The sequence below is a fragment of the Phytomonospora endophytica genome (genome assembly GCF_014202425.1).
Classification (GTDB): domain Bacteria; phylum Actinomycetota; class Actinomycetes; order Mycobacteriales; family Micromonosporaceae; genus Phytomonospora; species Phytomonospora endophytica.
Genome location: NZ_JACHGT010000001.1, coordinates 1 through 25605, shown reverse-complemented (window position 1 = coordinate 25605; position 25605 = coordinate 1). Strand labels below are relative to the sequence as shown.

Genomic DNA, 25605 nt, shown 5'->3' with positions numbered 1-25605 from the left:
GCAGGTGATTCTCTGGTATGGAACGCCCGCGGTGGACTGGGAACGTGAGGCGCTCCCGATCGGCAACGGGGACCTCGGCGCGATGGTCTTCGGGGGTGTGCGCACCGAACGCGTCCAGATGTCCGACAAGACACTGTGGACGGGTGGGCCGGGGGCGCCCGGCTACGACCACGGGAACGCCGACCGGATCGCCGCGATCGCCGAGGTCCGCGCGAGGATCGCCGCCGAGGGGAGCGCCGACCCGGAGTGGGTGGCCGCCCGGCTCGGGAAGGATCCCGTCGCCTTCGGCGACCAGCAGCCGATGGGCGAGCTGCGCCTCGACTTCGGCCACACCGGCGAGGTGTCCGGCTACCGGCGCGAACTGGACCTCGCCGAGGGGATCGCGCGCGTGCGGTACGCGGTGGACGGTGCCGTCCACACCCGCGAGTACCTGGCGTCGTTCCCCGACGGGGTGATCGCGATCCGGGTCAACGGTGATGTCGACGCGTCCTTCGAGTACACCGGCGCGGTCGACAACGGCATGCGCCGCCACGCCGAACATCGCGTCCTCCGCGACGGCGACGGCGTCACGCTCCTCTACGCCTCGGCCACCGACTACGCCCCCGTCCATCCGCGCTACCGTCGCGAGGCCGACCCCGCCGAACTCGTCCGGAAGGCCCTCGACGCCGCCGAAGCGCTCGGCTGGGACGCCCTGCGCGAACGCCATGTCACCGACCACCGGGAGCTCTTCGACCGCGTCCAGCTCCACATAGGACAGTCCACTCCGGAGATCCCGACCGACCGGCTGCTGGCCGCCTACACCGGCGGCGGCTCCCCCGGCGACCGCGCGCTCGAAGCGCTGCACTTCCAGTACGGTCGCTACCTGCTCATCGCCTCCTCGCGCCCCGGCGGGCTGCCCGCGCACCTCCAAGGCGCGTGGAACGAGTCGCCGACACCGCCGTGGAACTGCGACTACCACGTCAACATCAACACGCAGATGAACTACTGGCCCGCGCACGTCACCAACCTCGCCGAGACCGCCGAACCCCTGCACGACTTCGTCGAGGCCCTGCGCGCGCCCGGCCGCGTCACAGCGCGGGAGGTCTTCGGCTGCGAGGGCTGGACGACGATGCTGTCGACGAACGTCTTCGGCCACACCGGACTCCAGAGCTGGGCGACGGCCTTCTGGTTCCCCGAGTCGGCCGCCTGGCTGTGCCGCCATCTCCACGAACACTACCGATTCACGCTCGACCGGGACTTCCTGCGCGAGCGCGCCTATCCCGCGATGCGGGAGGCGGCGGAGTTCTGGCTGGACTTCCTCGTCACCGACGAGACCGGGCGGCTCGTGGTGTCGCCTTCCTACTCACCCGAACATGGCGACTTCACCGCCGGCGCGTCGATGAGCCAGCAGATCGTCGCCGAGCTGCTGTCGTCCACCGAGGAGGCCGCGGAAGTCGTCGGTGACCCCGACGACGCCTTCCGCACGCGACTGCGGTCGGCCGCCGAACGGATCGACCGCGGCCTGCGTATCGGCTCGTGGGGCCAGCTGCGGGAGTGGCAGGAAGACCTCGACGACCAGTCCGACGAGCACCGGCACGTGTCCCACCTGTACGCCCTTTACCCCGGCGAGGAGATCACGCCGGAAGCGACACCCGAGCTGCTCCACGCGGCCCGGGTCACGCTGAGCACTCGCGGGGACGGCGTCCCGGGCTGGAGCAAGGCCTGGAAGATCGCGCTCCTGGCGCGGATCCGCGACCGGGACGGCGCGCACCGGGTGCTGTCGCGGCTGTTGACGGAGTCGACGCTGCCGAACCTGCTCGACACGCACCCGCCGTTCCAGATCGACGGGAACCTCGGCGCGACCGCCGGTGTCGCCGAGATGCTCGTGCAGAGCCACGGAGGCGTCGTCCACCTGCTCCCGGCGGTACCGCACGCGTGGCCCGTAGGCGAGGTCCGCGGGCTACGGGTGCGTGGCGGGCACACCGTGGACATCGACTGGGATCTCGACGAGACCCTCACCGGCGACCGGGCGCCCGACGTGCGGATCTCCTGCGGCCACGACGGGCCGATCCGGGTCCGCGCGGACTGGCTCGATCCGAGCCTCGGCGAACGCCTCACGATCTTCGAGGTGGCCGGGTTCGCCGATGAGGAGATGGTCGAGCACCGGTGGGAGGACGGCGACCTCGTCTTCCACGGCAGGAGGGGACTCGCCTACGTGCCCCACGTCTTCTGACTCAGGCCCGCGGCGAGAAGACGTCGGTCCGCGAGCTCAGCTCGGCGAAGAAGACCTCGGGCGGGTACTCGCGGGCCAGGGCCCGCTCCTCCGAGGTGATGGGCACGACGTTGAGGACGCGCACCCGCTCCTCACCGGCGTCGATCCACGCCCAGCCGTCCGGGGTGACCGGGCCGCTGAGGAAGACCGCCGCACAGCCCGGGAAACCCGGGAAGTCGCCCGGCAGCGAGACCATGTGACCCCAGCCCAGCGGGGCTCCCACGCTCCACGGGTAGCCGCCGAGATTCGCCAGCAGGGTTGCCGTCAAGCCCTCGACCTCACGCGGGACCGGCCCCCGGACGGTGCAGTGCAGTTCCGCCCGGCCGCCGTCACCGGGCATCTCGCGTACGGCCATACCGATGGTGGCGAAGGTCGTCATGGCCGTCTTCGCGTCGGCCCGGTAGACGAACACGTCCACCCGGTCGAGCGGCGAGCCGCCGCCCTCATAGGTGTAGGCGTCGTCCTCGGGACCCCAGCGGGCCTGACGCTCACGCCAGACCGCGCTCAGGATCGGTGCCGCGCCCATGCCCTAGGCGGGCGCGGCGGCGGCGCGGTCGGCCTCGGCGAGCTCGGACTTCCACTCGCGGAAGGTCTCCTCGGTGCGGCCGTGGCGCCAGTAGCCGGAGATGGAGACCTGGTCGCGCGGGATGCCGCGCTCTTTGAACAGATGGGGGCGGAGCTTCTTCATGACCATGGCGCCCTCGCCGTGGACGAAGGCGTGGACCTTGCCCGAGGGGAACTCCATGGCGGCGACGTGTTCGAGGAGCAGGTCGGTGGTGCCGGGGGCGGCGTCGCCGCGGTGCAGCCAGACGAACTCGGCGTCGCCGGGGGTCGGCAGCTCCTGCTCGTCGTCGGGGCCGGAGACCTCGACGACGACCTTGACGGGCGTGCCGACGGGGATGCGCTCCAGCGCGCCGCCGATGGCGGGGAGGGCGCTCTCGTCACCGACGAGGAGGTGCCAGTCGGCGGCCGGGCTCGGCGCGTAGGCGCCGCCGGGGCCCATGAAGGCGAGTTCGTCGCCCGGCTTGGCGGCAGCGGCCCAGGGACCGGCGATGCCCTCGTCGCCGTGGTGCACGAAGTCGATGGTGAGTTCACCGGCGTCGGGGTCGTAGGACCGCACGGTGTAGGTGCGCGAGACGGGCCACTGTTCGCGGGGGAGGTTCTCCCGGATCCAGTCGAGGTCGAAGGGCTTGGGGTAGGTGACGCCCTCCGGCGCGAACTGGAGCTTGACGTAGTGGTCGGTGTAGTCGTTGTCGGTGAACGCGGCCAGGCCCGGCCCGCCGAGGACGACGCGGATCATGTGCGGCGAGAGCCGCTCGGTCCGCTGGACTTCGAGCACCTTGGCATTGCGGGGCTTGCGCACCGGCTGTTCCGACATGAACGTCGACCTCTCACGGGGAAGTAGATTAGGCAACCCTAACCCGTCCGGTGTCGTGTCGTCCATCCGACAACCCGGAAGGGTGGAGCGGGGTGCACGAACACCCGATCCCCCTCAAACAGAAAGGCCGCCCCGGGGCGGGGCGGCCTCAAGCCAGGACAAAAAGCCCGTAAGGGCCGATTCGGTCATCGCGATCTCGACGGAACCGGCGGGCGTCTTACATACGAGCACCTGCACGCTCGGTGGGAACACCTGTGTCTCCGGCCCCTCGGGTCTGCGACGGGACTCGACGATCGTCTCGTCGCGGACCAGCGTCACCTTCGCGCGCGGGGCGTAGGAGAACATCCGGAACCACTGGAGACGCCCGGCGTCGAAACGCCCGAAGCCCGGTGCCCAGCCGCGGCCGGGCACGCTCTTGGTCAACCGCACGGCCATAACGATGGCACCGCCGCGGGTCAGAACCCCGCGGCGGGCGTAGAGGAGCACGATGACGCACACCAGCGCCAGCAGCACGATCCCGATGACGGCGAGAGTGGTTCCCATGTCCTCACACCGCCGTCGTCACTAGTGGCTGCTCGCGGCGGTTTCCGCCGGCGAGGCGGTCTCCGCGAGAACGGTGACGCCGTCGGCGGTCACCGACAGGAACCCGCCGTTGACCGTGTAGGCCAGCTCGTCACCGGTGGGGAGCTTGATCCGGACGTCGCCCGGGTCGGCGAGCTCGCCGAGCAGCGGCGCGTGGCCGTGCAGGACGCCCAGTTCACCCTCGGTCGTGCGGGCGATCAGCATCTGGGCCTGTCCGGACCAGACCTTCGCCTCGACGGCGACAATCTCAACGTTCAGCAGCTCAGCCACTACCGCTCCTTACACACCTCGGGGATCGAGTAAGTCTAGACAACGGGCCCGCCCGGCCTGCCGCCAGTGGTGGTCATATGTGAAGCGACCGACGTCATGGCCGCATCCCAGGTCTCCTTCGGCAGCGCGGGCAGTACGTCGCCCCACAGCGGCAGGCAGGTCCCGCGCAGCTGGAGCAGCCCCTCGGGCCGGGCGAAGAACCACCAGTGGAGGTGCGAACCGCCGTCGCCCCAGCGGTTGACGTGGACGCGGGCGATGTCGCCGAGGCCCATGATCGCCGCCTCGACGCGCTGGATGGTCGTGCCCATGCCCACGACGAGGTCGGCCGGCAGATCCCCGAGGTCGTGGTGGGCGCGCGGGGTCAGCATGAAGTTCAGGAGGGAGTCGCCGCCGGCACCGGCGTCGAGGCGCCAGTGCTCGTCGGTCCAGACGTAGCCCTCATCATCCCGGGCGCACTCACCGCAGGGACGGTCGCCTTCACCGCCGCGCGGCGGCTCGGGGATGACCGGCGCGTCGAGCGCCCTGACGGAGACGTCCCCGTCGTAGGGGAAGACGTCCCAATAGGGAATGCCGCCCTCGGGCGCGGCGACGGGCTTCCCGTACTCGAAATGCCCGGCGAAACGGCCGGGGCTCGGGCTCGTCATGACAGGAGCCTGCCACGCGAAGATCGCTATTCGATCACGGCCGCCTCAACGGTCAGGGTTCCGGCCTTCCCGTCCAGCTCCGCTCGCGTGCCCAGCGGCAGCGCTCGCGGGTCGTAGCCGTGACCGACCGGGAAACCGCCCGCCATCGGCACGCCGAGCTCGCCGAGGCGGTCCTTGAGGACGTCGGCGGCACTCCACGTCCCCTGACCGCCCGTGCACTCGGTGAACTGCCCGACCGCGACGGCCACGACGCCGTCGAGGACACCGGCCCGCAGCAGCTCGGTCAGCATCGCGTCGATCCGGTAGGGCTCCTCGCGGACCTCTTCGAGGAACAGGATCGCGCCGGTCAGGTCCGGCCAGGCCCCGCGTTCGGCGACGAGCGTCGACAGGTTCCCGCCCAGCAGCGTCCCACTCGCCGTCCCCTTCGCCTTCACCGGAGCCGTCGGGGCGTCCGGGTCGCGTTCCAGGCGTACGTCCGCCGAGCTCATGAGCGCACGGCGCAGGCTGCGCTCGGTGCCGGCGGTGTTGAGCTCGCCGTGCCAGGCCGCCATGGGCGCGTGCAGGGTCGCCACGGACGCGTTCCGCCACAGCGCCGTGTGCAGGGCGGTGATGTCGCTGTAGCCGACGACGAGTTTCGGGTCGGCGGCGACGGCGCCGTAGTCGACCTCGTCGACGACGCGCTGCACGCCGTACCCGCCCCGGGTGGCGACGACCGCGCGCACCTCAGGGTCGGCGAGGGCGGTGTTGAGGTCGGAGAGCCGGTCGGCGTCGGAGGCCGAGAGGTAACCGGCCGACTCAAGGGCGTGTTCCGACAGCTCCACCCGCAGGCCCCAGCCCTCCAGCAGCCGCACACCGATGTCGACCAGACCCCGGTCGGGCGGCCCGGCGGGCGACACCAGACGCACCAGGTCGCCCTCGACCAGCCGCCTCGGCCGCACTGCGACGCGCACATCGGGCTCCGGCGCCGACCCTCCGTCACCCGCGACCGGCGAGCCGTCGCCTCGCGGACCCGTGCCACCGTCACCGCCGCCCGAAACCGCCCGCGCCCCGGCCACCGCGCCCGCACCACCGAGCAGGAGCCCACCACCGAACAGGGCGCCACCCCGCAGGAAACTCCGGCGGGTCGAGAACTGCCGTGGGTCGACGTGCATGAGACCGCTCCGATCGCCGCCGTGGCTCGGCCGCACCGAACGGCGGCAAACCCGAAGACGTCGCGAAGGGTGCGGAACTATGCCCGGGACACGCACGGTTCGTCAAGCGGATCGCGCGACGCTCCGGCGAACACGGGCCACGGGACACCGCCGATACAATGCCGCGCGAACACAGACGCCGCACCCGAAGGAGCCGAAGGCCGTGGGCGTCTACACATACCTGCAGCCGGTGCACGGGACGAAGACCGCCGGTGCGGAGGTCGACATCGACACGAGCTGGTTCGGACGAGGACGAGGACTCCGACGGCGGAGGTGTATGCGAGGGGCTGCTCGACCCCGAGGAGGTCCGGGAGAACTGGCGACGGCTGCGGACCGTGAGCTTCGAGCGGTACTTCGACGCCTACCGGGAAACACCGCAGGGCAAGGGCTGCAACGACCCCGACATCGACGACCACCTCCGGGATCACTTCACGACCCTCGTTGAGGTCTACCGATGCGCGGCCGACGCGGGAGCGGGCATGAAGTTCACGGTCTGGTGACCGGGCGGACGAACGAACGGAGCCGCCCCCGATTCCCGGAAGGCGGCCCCACGGTCCGGCGCGGCTAACTCGCCGCCGCCGTCACCGTCAGCGTTCCCGCCGCCGTGTCGATGGTCGCCTTCGTACCGAACGGCATCGTGTGCGGCCGCGCCTCATGCCCGACGTTGAACCCGCCCAGGATCGGCACACCGACCGGCAGGAGCCGGTCGGCGAGCACGTCGAGGATCGTCCAGTCCCCCGGGTTGCCCACCGAGGACGTGAACGTCCCCAGCGCGATACCGGCGATGCCGTCGAACCAGCCGTCGCGCAGCAGCTCGGTCAGCATCCGGTCGACGCTGTACGGCGCCTCGTTGGTGTCCTCGAAGAACAGGATCCCGCCCTCGGTCCGGGGCGCGTTGCCGTCCCTCGGCTCGGTCACCAGGATCGACAGGTTCCCGCCGAACAGCCGCCCCGTCGCCTTCCCCGGCGACTCCACCCCCGACGACGGGATCGCCGGATCGCGATGCAGGACGACCGGCTCCGCCGACATCAGCGCCGACTTGAGCTCCAGGGCCGCCGGCCCGTCGGTCGGGCCGTGCAGGTCGGTGTTCCACGCCAGCATCGGCCCGTGCACCGTCGCCACGCGCGCCCGCCGCCAGATGCCCATGTGCATCGACGTGACATCGCTGTAGCCGACGAAGAACTTCGGGTGCTCGCTCATGCCGGTGAAGTCGATCGCGTCCATGATGCGGCCGGTCCCCCACCCGCCGCGGGTCGCGAAGACCGCCCGGACGCCCGGATCGGCGAAGGCGTCGTTGACGTCGGCGGCCCGGTCGGCGTCGGGCGCCGACAGGTAACCGAACCTGCCGAGCGCGTGCTCGCCGATCTCGACGACCAGGCCCCAGCTCTCCAGCATCTTCTTGCCGATGTCGAGGCGCGCGTGGTCGGGCCCCGCCGCCGGCGACACCAGCCGCACCCGATCGCCGGAGACGAGCTTCGGCGGGCGCCGCCAGGCGCCGTCGACGGCCGGTTCGGCCGCGGCCGTGCCGGGCAGTGCCCCGGCCAGTACGGCAGCGCCGCCGATCGCCGCGCCGGCCGCCAGTACACCGCGCCGGGAGAGTTGCAGGTCGGTCATATCCGCTCCGCTCAAAAGGGGACAGCTCCCCTGAGAAGATACGGATTCACACCGGATCGGTTGCCCCCGGCGGACAAAAGGGCCGCCCCCGAACGGGGACGGCCCTTGGTGTCACAACGATCCGGCGGGCTACTTCTGCAGCTCGGCGGCCTTGCGCTCAAGGTCGTCGAGTCCACCGCACATGAAGAACGCCTGCTCGGGGAAATGGTCGTACTCTCCCTCGGCGATCTTCTTGAAGGCCTCGACGGTGTCCTTGACGTCGACCGTCGAACCCTCCTGGCCGGTGAACTGCTTGGCCGCGTAGGTGTTCTGCGACAGGAAGCGCTCGATACGACGGGCGCGACCCACGACCAGCTTGTCCTCCTCGGACAGCTCGTCCATACCGAGGATGGCGATGATGTCCTGCAGCTCGTTGTACTTCTGCAGGATCCGCTTCACCTCGGTCGCCACCGCGTAGTGCTCGTCGCCGACAAACTCCGGCGCGAGGATGCGCGAGCTCGACGCGAGCGGGTCGATGGCCGGGTAGATGCCCTTGTCGGACACCTTCCGCTCAAGGTTGGTGGTCGCGTCCAAGTGGGTGAACGCGGTGTGCGGCGCCGGGTCGGTGTAGTCGTCGGCGGGCACGTAGATGGCCTGCATCGAGGTGATGGCCTTGCCCTGGACGGAGGTGATCCGCTCCTGGAGCTGACCCATCTCGTCGGCCAGGGTCGGCTGGTAACCCACGGCCGACGGCATACGGCCGAGCAGCGTGGACACCTCGGAACCGGCCTGCGTGAACCGGAAGATGTTGTCCACGAAGAGCAGCACCTCCTGGTTCTTGACGTCCCGGAAGTACTCGGCCATCGTCAGGGCCGACAGGGCGACGCGCAGACGCGTGCCGGGCGGCTCGTCCATCTGGCCGAAGACCAGCGCGGTGTCGTTGAACACGCCCGCCTCGGTCATCTCGGCGATGAGGTCGTTGCCCTCACGCGTGCGCTCACCGACACCGGCGAACACCGAGGTGCCACCGAAGTTACGGGCGACACGGATGATCATCTCCTGGATGAGGACCGTCTTGCCCACGCCGGCGCCGCCGAAGAGGCCGATCTTTCCACCCTTGACGTAGGGCGCCAGGAGGTCGAGGGCCTTGATGCCGGTCGGCAGCATCTCGGTCTTCGGCTCCAGCGTCGCGAACGCCGGGGGCTTGCGGTGAATGCCCCAGTGGTCGTCGGCGTCGATCTCCTCGCCGGGCTTGAGGTTCAGGCACTCGCCGATGGCGTTGAAGACGTGGCCCTTGGTGCCGTCACCGACGGGAACCTGGATCTGGTTGCCGGTGTCGCGCACCTCGGTGCCGCGCACCATGCCGTCGGTGGGCGCCATGCAGATCGCGCGGACCTGGTTGTCGCCCAGGTGCTGCGAGACCTCAAGGGTCAGCGTCTTCTTACCGCCGGAGAGCTCAACGTCGACCTTGAGGGCGTTGTTGATGTCCGGGATGGCGTTGCGCGGGAACTCGACGTCGACGACCGGGCCAATAACCCGGATGACGCGGCCCACACCGGTGTTAACAGCGGTGGTCATTAGTCATCACTTCCTGCCGCAGCCAGCGCGTTCGCGCCGCCGACGATCTCACTGATCTCCTGGGTGATCTCGGCCTGACGCGCGGCGTTGCGCTGCCTCGTCAAGGTCTTGATCATTTCTTCTGCGTTGTCCGTCGCGTTCTTCATCGCCGTGCGTCGCGCGGCCGACTCGCTGACGGCCGCGTCGATGAGCGCCGCGTAAACGCGGGTCACCAGATACTTCGGCAGCAGCGCGTCGAGCAGCTCCTCGGCCTCGGGCTCGAACTCGTAGGCCGGCAGCAGACCGCGGTCGCCCTCGACGTCCTCGACCTGCATCGGCGCGAGGTTGTGCGCCTGCGGGGTCTGCGCGACCATCGAGACGAAGTGCGTGCTGACGATGAACAGCTCGTCGACACCAAGGATCCCGTCGGGACCCGGGTGCTCCAGGTCGTCGTCGGCCCCGTTCACGAACGCACGAATGAGGGTCTTGGCAACCTCCTGGGCGTCGGCGACCGTCGGCTTCTGCGAGAACCCGGCCCATTCCCCGGCCAGCTCACGGCCGCGGAACTTGTAGTACGCCGCGCCCTTGCCGCCGGTCACGTACAGCACCGGGTTCTTGTCCTCGCGGGCCAGCCGGGCGACGAGCCGCTCGGCGGTACGCAGCACATTGCTGTTGTAACCGCCGCACTGACCCTTGTCGCTGGTGATCACCAGGACACCCGCGCGCCGGACGACCGGCCGCGGCACCAACAGGGGGTGGTTCACGTCGCAGTTCGACGCCAGCGCGGTGAGCACGCCGGTGATCGCCTTCGCGTACGGAAGCGCGGCCGCGACCCGTTCCTGTGCCTTGCCGATGCGGCTGGTCGCGACGAGCTCCTGAGCCTTGGTGATCTTCTTGATCGACTGCGTCGACGCGATGCGCCTCCGCAGGACTCGTAGCTGCGCTCCCATGGCTTACGCGCCCTCGGAGTCGGAGACGATCCGGGTGACCTTCTCCTGGCCGACCTCGTCGAGCGCCTCGGCCGGGGCCTCGTTGACGGTGACGTGGTCGTCCTGCGCGAGGAACATCTGCTTGAAGTGGTCGACGGCCTCGTTCAGCGCGTTCAGCGAGTCGTCCTTCAGCTCGCCCGACTCACGGATGTTCGTGAGCGTGTCGGCCTTGCTGTGACGCATGTAGCCGAGGAACTCGGACTCGAAGCGACGCACCTCGCCGACGGGGATGTCGTCGATCTTGCCGGCGGTGCCGGTCCAGAGCGAGACGATCTCCTCTTCCATGGCCAGCGGGGAGGCCGCGCCCTGCTTGAGGAGCTCGACCATGCGCATACCGCGGTCGAGCTGCGCGCGGGAGGCGGCGTCCAGGTCGGAGGCGAAGGCCGAGAAGGCCTCCAGCTCGCGGTACTGCGCCAGGTCGAGACGCAGCGTTCCGGTCACCTTCCGCATGCCCTTGCGCTGGGCCGCGCCACCGACACGCGACACCGACGTACCGACGTTGATCGCCGGACGCACACCGGAGTTGAACAGGCCCTCTTCGAGGAAGACCTGGCCGTCGGTGATGGAGATGACGTTGGTCGGGATGAACTGCGAGATGTCGCCGGCCTTGGTCTCGATGATCGGCAGACCGGTCATCGAACCGCCGCCGAGCTCGTCGGACAGCTTCGCGCAACGCTCAAGGAGCCGCGAGTGCAGGTAGAACACGTCACCCGGGAAGGCCTCACGGCCCGGGGGGCGACGCAGCAGGAGGGAAACCGAACGGTACGCCTCGGCCTGCTTGGACAGGTCGTCGAAGACGATGAGGACGTGCTTGCCGGCGTACATCCAGTGCTGGCCGATGGCCGAACCGGCGTACGGGGCGAGGTACTTGAAACCGGCCGAGTCGGACGCCGGGGAGGCCACGATGGTGGTGTACTCCATGGCGCCGTGCTCTTCGAGCACGCCCTTGATACCGGCGACCGTGGAGGCCTTCTGACCGACGGCGACGTAGATGCAGCGAACCTGCTTCTTCGGGTCGCCCGACTCCCAGTTCTTACGCTGGTTGAGGATCGTGTCGATGGCGATCTGGGTCTTGCCGGTCTTGCGGTCGCCGATGATCAGCTGGCGCTGTCCACGACCGATGGGGGTCATGGAGTCGATCGCCTTGATCCCGGTCTCCATCGGCTCGGAGACGCTCTGCCGGGCCATGACGTTCGGGGCCTGGAGTTCGAGCTCGCGGAAGCCCTCGTTCTCGATGTCGCCCAGGTCGTCGATCGGGTTGCCCAGCGGGTCGACGACCCGGCCCAGGAACTTGTCCCCGACGGGGACGGAGAGGACACGGCCGGTCCGCTTGACCTCCTGGCCCTCCTCGATGCCGTCGAAGTCACCGAGAACCACGACACCGATCGAACGGAGGTCGAGGTTCAGCGCGACACCGAGGGTGCCGTCGGCGAACTCAAGTAGCTCATTGGCCATGGTCGAGGGAAGTCCCTCGACGATGGCGATACCGTCAGATGCCTCGGCGACGACGCCGACCTCCGTGCGGGAGATCTCCGGCCGGTAGGACGACACGTAGCTGTCAAGCGCGCTACGGATCTCGTCCGAGGAGATGGTCAGCTCGGCCATCCTGTGTTTCCCTCGTCCCTGCTTGATAAGCGGTGTGTCAGCCCGGTCGGCTGACTGGATGCGTAATGGATTAGTGGTCGCCGGAGAGCGCGTGACGGGCGTCCGCGAGCCTGCGGCTCACGGTGCCGTCGTAGAGGTCGTCTCCGACCCGCACGCTCATTCCGCCCACGATGGCCGGGTCGACGATGACCTTCACCGACACCTCTCGACCGTACATGCGCGCCAGTTTCGCGGTGAGCCGCTGCTCCTGGTCCTCGCTCAGCGAGCCGGCCACCGTGACGAAGGCCAACTGCTGCTCGCGCTTCTCGGCGGCGAGTTCGACGAGCCGGGAGAGGCCCGTGCCGAAACCGCGTCCACCGAAGCCGGACAGCGCCACCTCGGCCAGCCGGAGCGTGATCGGGTTCGCCTTGTCCTTGAGGAGCGAGGCGACCAGGGTCGCGCGCTGCTCCGCGGGGACACTGCCGTCCGACAGGGCGTTGGACAGTCCCGCGTCACCGGCGACGACCTGCCCGAAACGGAACAGTTCGTCTTCGACGTCGGCGAGCTTGCCGTCCTTGTCGGCGGCGACGAGGAGAGCCTCGACGCCGAGCGACTCGGTGCCGTTGAGCAGTTCGGTCGCGTTCGACCAGCGGCCCTCGGTGAGGGTCGTGGCGAGCTTGAGGGCACCGGCCGAGACCTTGCCCTTCAGCAGCGACTCGGCGAGCCCGGCCCGGTCCTTGCCGTCCCGGGCCGGGTCGGACAGCGCCCGGCGAAGACGCGGTTCGCTCCCGAGGAGGCCGGCGACCGAGAGGAGGTCGTCGGCCGTGGTGCGGACCGTGTCGGACTTGACGCGCTTGGCGTACGAGGCGAGCGCGTCAACGCCCGCCTGGTACGTCTCCCTGCTGGCCGCGTGCATCACGCCCGCCCGGCCGGTTCGGCGTCGAGGTCGGTGAGGAAGCGCTCGACCGTGCCGCTCTGGCGGGCCTGGTCGGCGAGGGACTCACCGACGATGCGCCCGGCCAGCTCGACGGACAGTTCGCCGATCTCGCCGCGCAGCTCACGGATGAGCTGCTGGCGGTTGGCGGCGAGCTGGTCGCGTCCGGCGGTGAGGATGCGGTCGCGGTCCTCTTCGGCCTTGGCGAGGATGTCGGCACGGATGCCGTGCGCGTCGGCCCGTGCCTCTTCACGGATCTGCGCGGCGGCGGTGCGGGCCTCGGCGAGCTGCTGGCGGTACTGCTCCAGCAGCGCGTTGGCCTCTTCCTGCGCCTTGTTGGCACGCTCGATGCCGCCTTCGATGGCGTCCACTCGCGCCTTGAAGGTCTCTTCCATCTTGGGGAAGACGAACTTCATGAGCACGAAGCAGAGCAGCGCGAAGGCGATGGTGCCGACGATGACTTCGGACCACGCCGGGATGATGATCCCGGTGCTGTCGTCACCTGCTGCGATGTTCATAGGGCTGCTCCCGTCTTGGAGTTACGGTCGCTGGTGGTTCAGGGGGTCGGCGGCTGGTTCTGGATGAACGCGAGCAGCAGACCGAACAGGGCGAGCGCCTCGGCGAGGGCGGCACCGACGAACATCATCGGGCGGGTGATGTTGGCCGACTCCGGCTGACGCGCGGTGGAGTTGATCCAGGCCGCGAAGATAAGGCCGACACCGATGGCCGGGCCGATGGCGGAAAGACCGAAGCCGATGACGCTAAGGCTGCCGAACATGATGGGTACTTCTCCTCATTTGTTGCGTGGCGTGTCCGTCACGCGCACGTGACTGTGCTTGGTGTTACCGATCTGGCGAGGCTCTTGGGCGCTCGCGTGTTCCTAGTGCTCGTCCGCGAGCGACCCCTGGACGTATACCGCGGTGAGCAGGGTGAACACGTATGCCTGAAGCAGCTGCACGAAGAACTCGAAGAAGGTCATGACGATCGCCATGAGGAACGAGACCGGCGAGACCGCCTTGAGGAAGATGCTCTCGGAGTTCAGCAGCGTCACGCCGCCCAGGATGAAGACCAGCAGGATCATGTGGCCGGCGAACATGTTCGCGAACAACCGGACCGCGAGGGTGACCGGGCGCAGGATCAGGTTCGACAGGAACTCGATCGGCACGATGATCGGGTACATCCCGATGGGCGTTCCGGTCGGGATGCAGCTGTTCTTGATGTACTTCCAGAAGCCGTGCTTGCGGATGCCGACCCAGTTGTAGAAGAACCAGGACAGCATCGCCAGGACCGCCGGGAACGCGATGTGCGAGTTCGGCGAGATCTGGAACATCGGGATGATCGCGAACACGTTCATCAAAAGGATGAAGCTGAACAGCGACGCGAAGTAAGGCGCGAAACGCAGCCCTTCGGGCCCGATGATGTCTTTGACGATGCCGTTGCGCACGAATCCGTAGAGGGATTCGGCGATCCACTGTCCGCGGGTCGGGACGAGCTTCGGATTGCGGTAGGCCAGCATGAAGCCGAGGATGATCAGGCCGACGCCGAGGAAGACGATGAAGGTGACGGTCGTCAGCGCACCCTTGGGCAGCCCGGGGATCCAGTCGGCGAAATTGAAGCTGTCGACACCCGGAGGGAACTCCGAGGCGATTACCACGGGGTTTCCAGTCACCGTTTCCGCCCTTCACCAGTCACGAGGTGTTGCCCATCTTCTTGACGACCATGTACAGGCCTGCTCCCGCTCCGCCGACGCCACCGAAGAAGGTCGCGAGGTGGTGGGGAATGTTCAGCCACCAGTCAAGGAGCCAGCCGGCGCCACCCCACACGAGCATGCCCGCGAGGAGATAGCTGATCACGGCCCACCCTTGGTCGGCGCCAGAGTTCTGCTGACGCTTGGGAGACGGGTCGTTGGTCATGTTGGCGCAGAGATTATCAGCCGTCCGGGTCGCTCCCCATGGGGGTATACGACTCTGACGACGCGTCAGCACGACGTGACGTAGAAGTTACTCCACGTGTTTTTCTTCCTCTACATAGGGGAACCTCGCTCGAACGCCCCAAATCATCAAAACCGTCAGCCAGGCCACAATCGACACGGCGACGGAGGCCACCATAGGGAGCAATCCATCCCATTTCAGACGGCTCGCGGCGAGCAGGGCCGTCATCAGGACAATGATCTTGAAGGTGTAGGCCATCATCCCGGCGGGAAGGACGAGTCGCACGTCCCAGACCTCCACCCAGGCGATGGCGTACCAGGATGCGGTGAACATCACTGCCACGACCAGCAGTCCGACCAGCGCCCCGAAAACGCCCGGGAGGCCCTTCCAGATCCCGCCGGCCACGGCGAGCGGGACGGCGAGGAAGGCCGAGGTGATCAGCGACGGGCGCACCATGCGTACGCGGCGGCTCAGTTTCACGGCCGGTCTCCCGCGCCCGGCTCACCCGTGAGCAGGGCGGCGAAGGGGATCAGCGTCTCGTCGAGCTCGTCGCCGATGCGGCGGTAGGTCGCGGTGTCGAGACCCCAGGGGTCGTCGAGTTCGGACTCCGCCGAACGGTCGCGGAGGCCGTCGGCCGCCTTCACGATCGCGACGCCACGGGCCTGCACGGCCTCCGGGGCCGGCGCGAAAGGCGGCAGCGCGTCGGCGTCCACATGGGACAGCAGCGCCCCGAAGTGGCGGACCAGGAACGTTCGCTCCAGCGCTTCGGGATGGTTGTGGCGGATGTAGTCGACCTGCTCGGTGGTCGCGGTGAGGATCAGGTCGGAGATGTCGACCTTGTCGGCCCCGATCTGCCGCGAATGGAAGCCCTCGCCGGTGCCGCCGCGTTCGCGCAGCTCGCGGGCCGTGGCCTCGGTCATGCCCTCACCGACGTGCCAGGAGCCCAAGCCGCAGGAGTGGCTGAGCAGGAAGTCGCCGACGCGGTCGCCCTCGGTGCCGAGGGCCTCGCGCAGGCGCAGCACGAGCAGCCGCTCCGACATCGGGGAGCGGCAGATGTTGCCCATGCAGACCGACAGAACGGTGAACGGTGGGGTCACGGGCCCTCGTCCTCGGGGCCGCGCGTCGAGGGGACGACCTCGCGGATCTTTTCCAGCGAGAGCGCGCCCGCGCGCAGCAGGACCGGGACGTCGCCGGTGCAGTCGACGATCGTGCTCGGCACGATGTCGGCCGAGGGGCCGGCCTCCAGGTAGACGCTGACGCCGTAGCCGAGCTGCTCGCGCGCGTCGGTCGCCGTCGAGGCGGGAGGCTGGCCGGACTTGTTGGCGCTGGAGACGGCCATCGGGCCGGTCTCGGCGAGGACTTCGAGCGCGACCGGGTGCAGCGGCATGCGGACCGCCACGGTGCCCTCGGTGTCGCCGAGGTCCCAGTCGAGCGTCGGCGCGTGCTCCACGACGACGGTCAGCGCGCCCGGCCAGAACGCCGCCACCAGGTCCCTGGCAGTGGATGGCAGTGAAAGGACGAGGCCGTCAAGGGTCCGGCGGGAACCGACGAGGACCGGCGGGGCCATGTCGCGGCCGCGCCCCTTCGCCCTCAGCAGGGCCTCCACCGACCACGACTTGAAGGCGTCGGCGCCGATGCCGTAGACGGTGTCGGTCGGCATGACGACGAGGTCTCCCGAGCGGACCGCCGAGATGGCGGCCTCGATGGCACGGTCGCGCTCGTCCACGCGGGAGCAGTCAAATAGCCTCACGCCCGCCAACGTTACGAGCCCTTGTCTGAGAGTTTCCCGCGACCCTGGCCTAAATCACCACGGCGGGGTTTCGCGGGGTGTGACGGGGTGGTGAGAAGGTGACGAGGTGGGGTGGGTGGGGCGAATGGGGCGCTGACCGGCGGCTCACGGACCGCCTTCGACGGTCCTCGCCGTCACCGCCGCGCACGTCCCGTCCCCTCAGATCCCGGGGAACGGACGCGCCATCAACGCGATCAGCAGATCCCGGTCGTCCTTCGGCGACGCCCGGTTCGGCCGGCGGTGCCCGCAGCGCTCGCACTCGTGCATGATCACGAACTGCTCGCCCTTGAGCATCGCCGAGATCGGCGGCATCAGCCCCCCGCAGTCCGCCGCCCGGTCCCCGGGGTTGACGTCGACGTGCCGCGACCACAGGCACCGCGGGCAGTGGTTGGTGTACCCCGTCCCCCGCACGTTCCGCCCGCAGTGCGCGCAGGTGAAGTCCTCGATGGTCCGCGTGAAGGCCGCCCCCTCGCTCACGCGTCCCCCTTCACGCCGGTCGCGAAGCGCGCGCGGCCGGCGAGGTCGCGGTGTTCGCGGACGTGCGCCCAGCCCGCCTCCCGCAGCAGGACCGGCACGACCACGCCGTGGGTGTCGTCGTGCTCCATCGCGAACACTCCCCCGGGACACAACAGGTCGAAGGCCCGCCTGTGCAGGGGCCGGATCACGTCGAGCCCGTCCTCTCCCCCGAAGACCGCGCGGTGCGGGTCGTGCCGCACCTCCGGCGCGACGGCCGTCGCCTCCGGCACGTACGGCGGGTTCGACAGGACGACGTCGACCGTCCCGTCCAGCTCGGCCAGCGTCTCGGCGGCCGTCGCGTCGCCCGCGACGACACGCACACCGCGGTGCTCGGCGTTGCGCCGGAGCCATGCGAGGGCCTCGGCGCTCTGCTCGACGGCGTAGACCGTCGCGTCGGGCCGGTTCGCCGCCACACCGACCGCGATCGCCCCCGAACCCGAGCACAGGTCCACCACCAGGGGGGCCGTCATCCCGGTCAGCTTCCGCAGCGCCCACTCCACCAGCAGCTCCGTCTCCGGCCTCGGCACGAAGACGCCTGGCCCGACGGCCAGCTCGATGCCGACGAAGTCGACGCCGATGAGGTACTGCAGGGGCACCCGCTCGGTCCGCTGGCCGACGAGCTGCGCGAACCGGGCCGCGGCCTCCTCGTCGGGAGGTTCGGCCAGGATCAGCCCGCCGCGCGAGGTGCCCGCGACGTGCGCGGCCATCAGCTCGGCGTCGACGAGCGGCGAGGGCACCCCCGCTCCCGACAGCCGTCCGGCCGCCTCGACTATTCGGTCCCGCCAGGTTCGCGCCACGCGGTACAACTTATCCGCACGGCCGGGCGTCCGCCGTCCGCCGGGCGGACGACGATCGCCCGGCGGGCGCACTAATGTCGTATGAACGACTCGGCCCCCGCGATGGAATCGGCGAAGCTTGAACCGTCGGCGAAGCCCCCTCCATGGCATCGGGCCGATGTCCGAAATACGTGACGCATGCCGGTTCCGTGCCCCCGAAAGGCGGGGCGAGCCGCCTTCACCGGTTTGCCGGGATACGGCATGCTTAGGCGATGGGAGGAGGTGCACCGTGGCCAACGCCGAGGACTATCCCCGGGTGAGCGAGGCCCGCGCCCTCCTGCGCGCCGGCCGCTCATCGGCCGCCGTCCGGCTCATCGACGAGAGCTTCCCCACCGCGGGCGACGCCACCGAGCGGACGTGGTTCCTGCTGCTCAGGCTGGCCGGGATCCTCAACCTGGAGCACACCGCCGAGTACGCCGGAACGGTCGACCGCGCCGCCGCGGCGGCCCGTGACCTGGGCGACCCGGGCGTGCTCGGCTACTTCCACGCGCTGACCGCGCAGGTCGCGATGACCGACGGCTCCCTCGAACGCGCGGTGACGCACCTCGTCCGCAGCGGCCGCTTCCTCACCGAGGTCGACAAGCCCGACATCACCGTCGCCTCGGCCTGGCACAACCTCGCCGTCGGCTACTCCAACATCGGCTTCCACGACCAGGCCGCCGACGCCGCCGGGCGCGCCCGCGAGGTCGCCGCCACCATCGACCGCGACTGGCGCCTGTCCCTGCCGGAGGTGCAGGTCCGCTTCGGCCTCTACCTCGACCACCGCGGAGACACCGACGGCTGCGTCCGGATCCTGCGCGCCCTGATGTCCGACGCCGACCACGCGCCCCGCCGCGCCGACGGCCTGCCCGACGTCGTCGACATGAACCTCCCCTGGTTCGGCTACACGATCACGCGCCTGGCCGCCCTCGACGCCGGCGACAACCGCGACCCGCGCCCGTACCTCTACGCCGCCGGAGGAGACGCCGAACTCGCCGACCTGCGCGCCTACGGCGAGGTCTGCCGGGCGATCGCCGCCGGCGACTCCGAGGCCGCCCTCGACCGTCTCCAGCGCATCGACAGCGCCACCTACAACCCGCAGCTGTCGAAGATCGGCCCCGGCGAGAGCTCCCGGCTGCGTGCCCTGGCGCACCTCGTGGCCGGCGACCACGCCGCCGCCTACGCCGCCGAACGCGCGGCCTTCCAGCTCACCGCCCAGGGACTCGACCGGCTCCAGACGCTGTTCGTCGACGGCGTCGCCGCGCGCCTCGACCACGAGGACCTGCGCATGACCGTCGCCCGCTACGCCGACGAGGCCCTCACCGACCCGCTGACCGGCCTGCCCAACCGCAGGCACCTCCAGCAGTACGTCGAGGCCATGGCCGAACGCGGCGAGAACGGCGTCCTCGGCGTCCTCGACATCGACGGCTTCAAGGCCGTCAACACCGTCCACGGGCACCTCTCCGGCGACACCGTCCTCCAGCGCGCCGCCGGGGCGCTCGTGCGCATCATGCGCCGCCGCGACTTCGTCGCCCGCTACGGCGGCGACGAGTTCGTACTCATCCTGCCCTCGGCGACGATGGAGAAGACCGACGAGATCGGTGAGCGCATCACCAGCGCGCTGGCCGCCGAGGACTGGGCCTCGCTGGTGCCGGGAACGCCGCTGTCGGCGAGCATCGGCTGGGCCGAACTGAACGGCATGGACGACCGGCAGGCCGGGAAACCCCGGCTGGCCAGCGCCTTCGAGATCGCCGACCGGGCCATGTACGAGGCGAAGAGCCAGGCGCGAGCCGAAGAGGACGACGGTTTAGCGGCCTGAGGGTCCCGGTCCGCCGAACGGACGAGTCATGGGGTCCGTGGCCCGTGTCACACTCGGCCGGGTCATTTCCCCTCACCGGAAAGCCCACCACCATGAACAGATGGGCCGCGCTCTTAATCACGATCCCCGTGGTGCTCGTCGCGCTGCTTCTCCAGGCCGCCGCCCCCGGCCTCGGCAACTTCCCCGCACTGCTGCTCTCCGCCGTCGGGTGGATCGCGGTCTACACGCTCACCGCGCTGAAGCTCCCCTCGCCGTCGTGGGCGCCGGTGTTCGGCATCAGCGCGATCACCCTGACGGTCCTGACTGTCCTCGCCGGGCTGATCTGGATCGGCGGCCGCCTCGCCGACGCCGGGCTGCCGTCCTGGCTCGCGGTGACGATCGTGGTCGCCGGCGCGATCGGGAGCGTCGCCGCGTTCGTCGGATGGGGCATGCCGGTGATCCGCAGGGTCTCGGCGAAACGGCGGGTCCAGCGCTAGACGCGACGAGGGCCGGGTCTCCGCGGAGACCCGGCCCTCGTCGCGTGCACGCGTCAGCCCTTGCGGGACAGGCCCTCTTCGCCCTCCATACGGGCGTTGCGCTCGGCGTCGGTGAGCGCGTCGAGGACGGGGTCGAGCTCACCCTGCAACACGTTGTCGAGGTTGTGCGCGGTGAAGCCGATGCGGTGGTCGGTCAGGCGGTTCTGCGGGAAGTTGTAGGTGCGGATCCGCTCGGAGCGGTCGACGGTCCGGACCTGCGCCTTGCGCGCGTCGCCGGCCTTGGCGTCGGCCTCCTCCTGCTTGAGCGCCAGCAGGCGCGAGCGCAGGATCCGCATCGCCGACTCCTTGTTCTGGAGCTGCGACTTCTCGTTCTGGCAGGACACGACGAGGCCGGTCGGGACGTGTGTGAGGCGCACGGCGGAGTCGGTGGTGTTGACCGACTGGCCGCCGGGACCCGAGGAGCGGAACACGTCGACGCGGACGTCGTTCATGTCGATGTGGACGTCGACCTCCTCGGCCTCGGGGAGGACGAGCACGCCCGCGGCGGAGGTGTGGATGCGGCCCTGCGACTCGGTCGCGGGGACGCGCTGCACGCGGTGGACGCCGCCTTCGTACTTCAGCCGCGACCAGACGCCGTAGCCGCCTTCGGGCACGCCCTTGGTCTTCACCGAGAAGGAGATGTCCTTGACGCCGCCGAGGTCGGTCTCCTCGGAGCCGATGACCTCGATCTGCCAGCCGCGCTTCTCGGCGTAGCGGGAGTACATGCGCAGCAGGTCGCCGGCGAACAGGGCCGACTCGTCGCCGCCCTCGCCGGCCTTGATCTCGACGATCACGTCGCGGGCGTCGTCGGGGTCGCGCGGGAGGAGCAGTTCGCCGAGGCGGACCTCCAGCGGCGGGATCCGCGCGGCGATCTCCTTGGCCTCGGTGGCGAAGTCGGGGTCGTCGTCGGCGAACTCCTGCGCGGTGGCCAGGTCGTCGCGCGCGGTGTCGAGTTCGGCGGCGGTGGCCGCGATGGGGCTGAGTTCGGCGTAGCGGCGGCCGACGCGACGGGCGAGGGCCTGGTCGGCGTGGATCGACGGGTCGGCGAGCTGCTTCTCCAGTTCGGAGTGCTCGGCCAGAAGGTCGGCCAGCCGGTTCCCGCCGGTTGACTCGCTCATCGGTTCTCCAAGTGGCGACGAAACGGACTTACGAGGATGAAAAAACGGCGCCCGCCCGACCGTGAGGTCGGGTGGACGCCGTGGAAGTCGCTACTTGCCGGCTTCGGCCTTGGCGGCCTGCACCTTGGCGTACTTCTTCTGGAAGCGGGCCACGCGGCCGCCGGTGTCGAGGATGCGCTGCTTACCGGTGTAGAACGGGTGGCAGACGTTGCAGGTCTCGACGTGGATCTTGCCGGAGGCGACGGTGCTGCGGGTGTTGAACACGTTCCCGCAGGAACAGGTGACCTCGGTGTCGACGTACGTCGGGTGGATCTCGGCCTTCATGTCATCCTCGTCAATCTCGGTCGCCGGGTCGCATCGCGATGCGTGAACCGGTACCGGTAGGTGCAGGTGGCGGCCGCTTTACCCGAGTGGATCGGGGCGCCCTGGTTTCGGTCTCCAGGAGCGGCACGCAACCGGAACATCCTACCCGGCACGATAATTCCCGCACGTCACCGGGTGATCGTGATCGTCGCCTCCCTGGTGACTCCGTTGACCGTGACGGTGAGGGTGACGACACCCCGTTTGAGCGCGGTGAACGTGCCGGTCGCCGGGTCGAAGCGGGCAACGCAATGATGCCCCTTCCCGACGCACAGGTCGCGTGATCCCGACCACCCGACGCTCACCGGGTAGGCGGCGGGAACGGCGCGGTCGCCCTGCAGGAAGGACGCGGTGATCGTCGCGCTGGTGCCCACCTTGACGCTCGTGGGGGCGGTGAGGGTCAGCTCGTCGACCTGCGGCCGCAGCCGTGCCTCCAGCCAGTCGGAGGGCTCGCCGTAGGGCTGCGAGCGGCGCTCGAACTGCTCCCAGCGGCTGACCGGGTCGACGCCGAACTCGGTCCAGCCGACGAAGCCGCCCTGGTCGGCGGGCGCGGCCGGGGCCTTGCCGGAGTTGCCGTTGATCAGGTAGGGCACGCCGTCGACGTGCGCGGCGTGGAAGACGCCGACGTGGGAGCCGATGAAGCCGGTGCCCTTGCCGGTCGTGCGGCCGAACTCCGACAGCCACGCCTCGACGGTCGCGGCCTCCTTGCGGTCACCGAGCTGGCTGCCCTTCTGCGGGGTGGGGTCGCGCGGCGGGACGTGCTCGACGAGCACGACGGAGTTGATCGAGCGGTCCGCGGCGGCCTCGTCGAGGGCCCGGCGGAACATCGCGACCTGGTCGAAACCGCCGGCCTTGATGCCCAGGCGCGAGGTGTCGAGGGTGACGAAGCGCGTGCCCTTGTGGTCGAAGACCCGCTGCGGGTCACCGAAGTTCTGCTTCCACAGGTCGATGGAACCGCCCATGACCTCGTGGTTTCCCGGCACGTAGTAGTACGGCAGGGTCCCGCCGAGCTCCTCGTCGAGGATCCGTTTGGCCAGATCGAGGTCGGCCTGGCTCGCCTCGTCGACGAGGTCGCCGTTGATGATCAGGAAGTCGGGCGCGGCGGCCTTGATCTCCCGGAGGGTGCGGCGGGCCGAGGCGACGATGTCGCTGTCGGGGTCGCGGGCGACGAACTGCGCGTCGGACATGACCGCGAAACGCCACTCCTTCCCGTCGACCGAGGACGTGACGATCGGGTCGACCGGGACGGCCTCGGCGGGCGCGTCGACCGTCGGCGGCACCTTGGCGACGATGTCGTCGATGATCACCTCGCTCTTGTACGAGGCGGTCGGGCGGGTCTCGGCGACGTAGAAGCGGCGGATCTTCACCGGGTAGGAGACCCCGGCGGGGACGGCCATCTCGACGTACTTCCAGCCCTTCCAGGTGATCAGGTCGGTCCGCAGGATCGTGCTCGTGCCCTGCGAGTCGACCAGGTGCAGCGACGGCCACTCGCCCGTGCCGTTGCCGTGGATCCACATGCCGAAGGCCTGCGGCTGGCCGGGGACCTCGATCATCTGCGGCGGGTCGGCGTAGGCCGCGCGGGTCGCCGTCGAGGTGCTGAAGTCATAGCTCATCTTCAGGCCCTGTCCGGTGTGGCCCTCGGCGGGCGCGACCGAACCGGTGGCGCGGGCCGCGCTGAACTTCCAGGCGGCCGCGTCGTCGAAGGAGGCCGCCGACTGCTCGGTCAGGCCGACCGTCACCGGGATCGCGGTCTCGAAACCGCCGACGGAGACGGTGATCAGGGTCGAGCCGTCACCGGCCTTCGCCGACACGGTGAAATTGCCGTCGGCGTCGGGCGTGACGTCCAGCAGCGACTCGTCGTAGGTCAGTTCCAGGTCGCGCGGCTCGATCGGCGCGGAGTAGCCCCCGGCGTCGAAGCCGACGACCCCGAAACGGCCGGTCGCGTCGGCGTTGGCCAGCCCGACGCGCTCGACGGTGCCGTCGAGGCGGGTCAGCTCGCCGAGGACGGCCAGGTCGAGGCAGCCCTTGTCGCGGCCCGAGCGGGCCGTCACGGTCGTCTCGCCGCTGTCGCGGGCGTGGAAGACGCCCTTGGAGTCGACGTAGCCGACACCGCGGTCATCGGTGCTCCAGCTCGGGCGGCCCTTCGCCGGGCCGTACCGCTCATCGTGGCCGACCGCCGTCAACTGGCGGCTCAGGCCGGGGAAGACGCGGTCCGGCGTACCACCGGCGATGGGCGCGGCGCCGGGGGCGCGGGCCGGGTCGGCGGCGGTGTCGACGGTGTAGCCGTCGAGCTTGCCCGAACCCTCGGGCACGGTGACGGCCAGGCCGTTGGCGACCGGGCGCTCACTGCCGTCGGAGGGGCTGTTGACGATCCCGAGGTCGTCGGTGCCGGGCTTGCGGGCGAGCATCGTCGAGGAACCTCCACCGTCGATGTTGATGGCGTTGTGCGCGCCGAGTTCGGCCATCATCTGCGCCATCTGCGGGACGGTGATGCCGGCGCTGTTGCCCTGCTTGCCGTCGACGGTCAGCACGTACATCGTGGCGCCGTCGGCGGAGAAGCCGACCGCCGAACGCGCGGCCTGACCGTCGTCGGGGTGGGTCTGGACGACACCGTTGACGACGAGGAGCTGGTTGCCGCCGATCGCCGTGCGCGCGACCGAACCGTCGGAGGTCCTGGGCGCGTACTCGATGCCGAGCCGGTCGCCGACCTTCAGCGCGAGGAGCGCGTCGGCGCCCTGCTCGCGGCCGACGAGCACGACCGAGCCCGGCGGGATGGCGCCCTCGCCGGGCGTCGCGCCGACCGCGGTGACGACGCCGTCGGTCACGACGACCTCGGCCGTCCGGGCCGCGCCGACGACGACACGCGTGCGGCTCATCGCGCCCCACAACGGCGTGTACTCGCCGATCTCGTCGGCGTCGAGGGTGTTGGCGTTGAGGGCGGCCAGATCGAGGACGGTACCGGCGGGAGTGGTCACCGTGCCGTCGAAGTCGATCTGGAGGATCCGGCCGAGACCCGCGGGGTCGAGACTGATCGCGTTGGCGCGGCCGTCGTTGGCCGACTTGACGAGCTCGCCGTCGGAGATGCCGACGCCGTTGGACGCGCCGGTGTCGTTGATGTCGAAGAAGTCGCCGTTGACGGCGGCGACGGCGTTCGGGATCGCCTTCACCTGCGTCGAGATCGGCTGGACACTGGCGACGGGATCGGCCGACAGGTACTCGACCTTCGCGCCCGAGGTGAGGTCGACGGTGAGGGAGTCGGCGCGCAGCCAGCCGTCGGCCTGCCAGCGGTCGAAGGAGTCGTGCGTGACGCCGGGCGCGAGACGGTCGGTGCTGCGCGAGGTCTCGATGGGGGTGGCGGCGGTGGTCGTGGCGGTGGTGGTGGCCGGATCGGCGGACGCCGCCGGCGCCACGCCGACGACAAGACCGCCGACGAGCAAGGGGACGAGCGCGGCGGCCAATGTGGGCGGTCGCGTGCGAGTGGACACGAACCCTCCGGGGGTGGGGTCGGGGCGGCAACGGCCAGAGTGGTGGGACTGTAGGCATTCAACCTTGGGGCGGGGGTGGTTGCAAGGTTTTCTACATGGGGATCGGGTTGACGGTAGGAAAACTTCGGGTGATCTTGGGGGAAGGTGGGGTGGGGACTGGCGTGCCACCGCCACCGCCACCGCCACCGCCACCGCCACCGCCACCGCCACCGCCACCGCCACCGCCACCGCCACCGCCACCGCCACCGCCACCGCCACCGCCACCGCCACCGCCACCGCCACCGC

27 protein-coding genes are annotated in these 25605 nt (G+C 69.9%); 4 read left to right on the top strand and 23 right to left on the bottom strand.

Features of this window, described 5'->3' with window-relative positions; genetic code table 11:
* Nucleotides 1-4: 4 nt before the first annotated feature.
* Entirely contained in the window at nt 5-2212 is a 2208-nt protein-coding gene (locus HNR73_RS00135; RefSeq protein WP_203686563.1) for a glycoside hydrolase family 95 protein, read from the top strand.
* 1 nt (nt 2213) lies between these two features.
* Here HNR73_RS00135 and HNR73_RS00130 read toward each other — a convergent pair whose 3' ends face one another.
* The 6 genes from HNR73_RS00130 to HNR73_RS00105 form a co-directional block, all read right to left on the bottom strand.
* The gene (locus HNR73_RS00130) at nt 2214-2777 is read right to left on the bottom strand and encodes a suppressor of fused domain protein (RefSeq protein WP_184785120.1); all 564 of its coding nucleotides are present in this window, start codon (nt 2775-2777) and stop codon (nt 2214-2216) included.
* Between the two features lie 3 nt (nt 2778-2780).
* Nucleotides 2781-3629: a siderophore-interacting protein gene (locus tag HNR73_RS00125; protein WP_184785119.1), complete on the bottom strand. Its 849-nt coding sequence runs from the start codon at nt 3627-3629 to the stop codon at nt 2781-2783.
* Between the two features lie 114 nt (nt 3630-3743).
* Nucleotides 3744-4172: a DUF2550 domain-containing protein gene (locus HNR73_RS00120; RefSeq protein ID WP_184785118.1), complete on the bottom strand. Its 429-nt coding sequence runs from the start codon at nt 4170-4172 to the stop codon at nt 3744-3746.
* A 21-nt stretch (nt 4173-4193) separates the two neighbouring features.
* Nucleotides 4194-4481, bottom strand: coding sequence for a F0F1 ATP synthase subunit epsilon (locus HNR73_RS00115; RefSeq protein ID WP_184785117.1), 288 nt, complete (start codon nt 4479-4481; stop codon nt 4194-4196).
* A 35-nt stretch (nt 4482-4516) separates the two neighbouring features.
* Nucleotides 4517-5125 (bottom strand): HIT family protein, encoded by a 609-nt coding sequence (locus HNR73_RS00110; protein WP_184785116.1) that lies wholly within the window; start codon nt 5123-5125, stop codon nt 4517-4519.
* A gap of 26 nt (nt 5126-5151) precedes the next feature.
* Nucleotides 5152-6276: a S66 peptidase family protein gene (locus HNR73_RS00105; RefSeq protein ID WP_203686562.1), complete on the bottom strand. Its 1125-nt coding sequence runs from the start codon at nt 6274-6276 to the stop codon at nt 5152-5154.
* Between the two features lie 251 nt (nt 6277-6527).
* Here HNR73_RS00105 and HNR73_RS00100 point away from each other — a divergent pair, with 251 nt between their 5' ends.
* The gene (locus tag HNR73_RS00100; protein ID WP_184785115.1) at nt 6528-6815 is read left to right on the top strand and encodes a hypothetical protein; all 288 of its coding nucleotides are present in this window, start codon (nt 6528-6530) and stop codon (nt 6813-6815) included.
* Nucleotides 6816-6879: 64 nt separating this feature from the next.
* Here the strand turns inward: HNR73_RS00100 and HNR73_RS00095 are convergent, their stop codons facing one another.
* From HNR73_RS00095 to prmC, 14 genes are all read right to left on the bottom strand, one after another.
* Nucleotides 6880-7929: a S66 peptidase family protein gene (locus HNR73_RS00095; protein ID WP_184785114.1), complete on the bottom strand. Its 1050-nt coding sequence runs from the start codon at nt 7927-7929 to the stop codon at nt 6880-6882.
* 129 nt (nt 7930-8058) lie between these two features.
* Nucleotides 8059-9486, bottom strand: coding sequence for a F0F1 ATP synthase subunit beta (gene atpD / locus HNR73_RS00090; RefSeq protein ID WP_184785113.1), 1428 nt, complete (start codon nt 9484-9486; stop codon nt 8059-8061).
* A complete protein-coding gene (locus HNR73_RS00085) occupies nt 9486-10415 on the bottom strand; it encodes a F0F1 ATP synthase subunit gamma (protein ID WP_184785112.1) in 930 nt (309 codons plus the stop codon). The genes atpD and HNR73_RS00085 overlap by 1 nt, the downstream gene beginning before the upstream one ends.
* 3 nt (nt 10416-10418) lie before the next feature.
* Nucleotides 10419-12059, bottom strand: coding sequence for a F0F1 ATP synthase subunit alpha (atpA, locus tag HNR73_RS00080; RefSeq protein ID WP_184785111.1), 1641 nt, complete (start codon nt 12057-12059; stop codon nt 10419-10421).
* A gap of 70 nt (nt 12060-12129) precedes the next feature.
* Nucleotides 12130-12954, bottom strand: a complete 825-nt coding sequence (locus HNR73_RS00075) for a F0F1 ATP synthase subunit delta (protein WP_221330621.1) — start codon at nt 12952-12954, stop codon at nt 12130-12132.
* Nucleotides 12954-13490 (bottom strand): F0F1 ATP synthase subunit B, encoded by a 537-nt coding sequence (locus tag HNR73_RS00070; RefSeq protein ID WP_184785109.1) that lies wholly within the window; start codon nt 13488-13490, stop codon nt 12954-12956. Before HNR73_RS00070 ends, HNR73_RS00075 begins: the two co-directional genes overlap by 1 nt.
* A 38-nt stretch (nt 13491-13528) precedes the next feature.
* The gene (gene atpE, locus HNR73_RS00065; RefSeq protein ID WP_184785108.1) at nt 13529-13750 is read right to left on the bottom strand and encodes an ATP synthase F0 subunit C; all 222 of its coding nucleotides are present in this window, start codon (nt 13748-13750) and stop codon (nt 13529-13531) included.
* A gap of 102 nt (nt 13751-13852) precedes the next feature.
* A complete protein-coding gene (gene atpB / locus HNR73_RS00060) occupies nt 13853-14641 on the bottom strand; it encodes a F0F1 ATP synthase subunit A (protein WP_184785107.1) in 789 nt (262 codons plus the stop codon).
* 19 nt (nt 14642-14660) lie between these two features.
* The gene (locus HNR73_RS00055) at nt 14661-14825 is read right to left on the bottom strand and encodes a hypothetical protein (protein ID WP_184785760.1); all 165 of its coding nucleotides are present in this window, start codon (nt 14823-14825) and stop codon (nt 14661-14663) included.
* A 147-nt stretch (nt 14826-14972) separates the two neighbouring features.
* Complete coding sequence (locus HNR73_RS00050) at nt 14973-15383, bottom strand: hypothetical protein (protein ID WP_184785106.1); 411 nt, start codon at nt 15381-15383, stop codon at nt 14973-14975.
* Nucleotides 15380-16000 carry an arsenate reductase/protein-tyrosine-phosphatase family protein gene (locus HNR73_RS00045; RefSeq protein WP_275414576.1) on the bottom strand — a complete coding sequence of 207 codons (621 nt, stop codon included), beginning with the start codon at nt 15998-16000 and terminating at the stop codon, nt 15380-15382. The genes HNR73_RS00050 and HNR73_RS00045 overlap by 4 nt, the downstream gene beginning before the upstream one ends.
* Nucleotides 15997-16653 carry an L-threonylcarbamoyladenylate synthase gene (locus HNR73_RS00040; protein WP_184785105.1) on the bottom strand — a complete coding sequence of 219 codons (657 nt, stop codon included), beginning with the start codon at nt 16651-16653 and terminating at the stop codon, nt 15997-15999. Before HNR73_RS00040 ends, HNR73_RS00045 begins: the two co-directional genes overlap by 4 nt.
* Before the next feature lie 198 nt (nt 16654-16851).
* Nucleotides 16852-17169, bottom strand: coding sequence for an RNHCP domain-containing protein (locus HNR73_RS00035; RefSeq protein WP_184785104.1), 318 nt, complete (start codon nt 17167-17169; stop codon nt 16852-16854).
* Nucleotides 17166-18005 (bottom strand): peptide chain release factor N(5)-glutamine methyltransferase, encoded by an 840-nt coding sequence (prmC, locus tag HNR73_RS00030; protein ID WP_239122230.1) that lies wholly within the window; start codon nt 18003-18005, stop codon nt 17166-17168. Before prmC ends, HNR73_RS00035 begins: the two co-directional genes overlap by 4 nt.
* 268 nt (nt 18006-18273) lie before the next feature.
* Here prmC and HNR73_RS40545 point away from each other — a divergent pair, with 268 nt between their 5' ends.
* Together HNR73_RS40545 and HNR73_RS00020 are read left to right on the top strand one after the other, a co-directional pair.
* Entirely contained in the window at nt 18274-19842 is a 1569-nt protein-coding gene (locus tag HNR73_RS40545; RefSeq protein WP_184785102.1) for a GGDEF domain-containing protein, read from the top strand.
* 92 nt (nt 19843-19934) lie between these two features.
* Nucleotides 19935-20318 carry a hypothetical protein gene (locus HNR73_RS00020; protein ID WP_184785101.1) on the top strand — a complete coding sequence of 128 codons (384 nt, stop codon included), beginning with the start codon at nt 19935-19937 and terminating at the stop codon, nt 20316-20318.
* A 53-nt stretch (nt 20319-20371) separates the two neighbouring features.
* Here the strand turns inward: HNR73_RS00020 and prfA are convergent, their stop codons facing one another.
* The 3 genes from prfA to HNR73_RS00005 form a co-directional block, all read right to left on the bottom strand.
* Nucleotides 20372-21475 carry a peptide chain release factor 1 gene (prfA, locus tag HNR73_RS00015; RefSeq protein WP_184785100.1) on the bottom strand — a complete coding sequence of 368 codons (1104 nt, stop codon included), beginning with the start codon at nt 21473-21475 and terminating at the stop codon, nt 20372-20374.
* A 90-nt stretch (nt 21476-21565) separates the two neighbouring features.
* Nucleotides 21566-21799, bottom strand: a complete 234-nt coding sequence (rpmE, locus tag HNR73_RS00010; protein WP_184785099.1) for a 50S ribosomal protein L31 — start codon at nt 21797-21799, stop codon at nt 21566-21568.
* A gap of 167 nt (nt 21800-21966) precedes the next feature.
* Nucleotides 21967-25320: a phosphodiester glycosidase family protein gene (locus HNR73_RS00005; protein ID WP_184785098.1), complete on the bottom strand. Its 3354-nt coding sequence runs from the start codon at nt 25318-25320 to the stop codon at nt 21967-21969.
* Between the last annotated feature and the right edge of the window lie 285 nt (nt 25321-25605).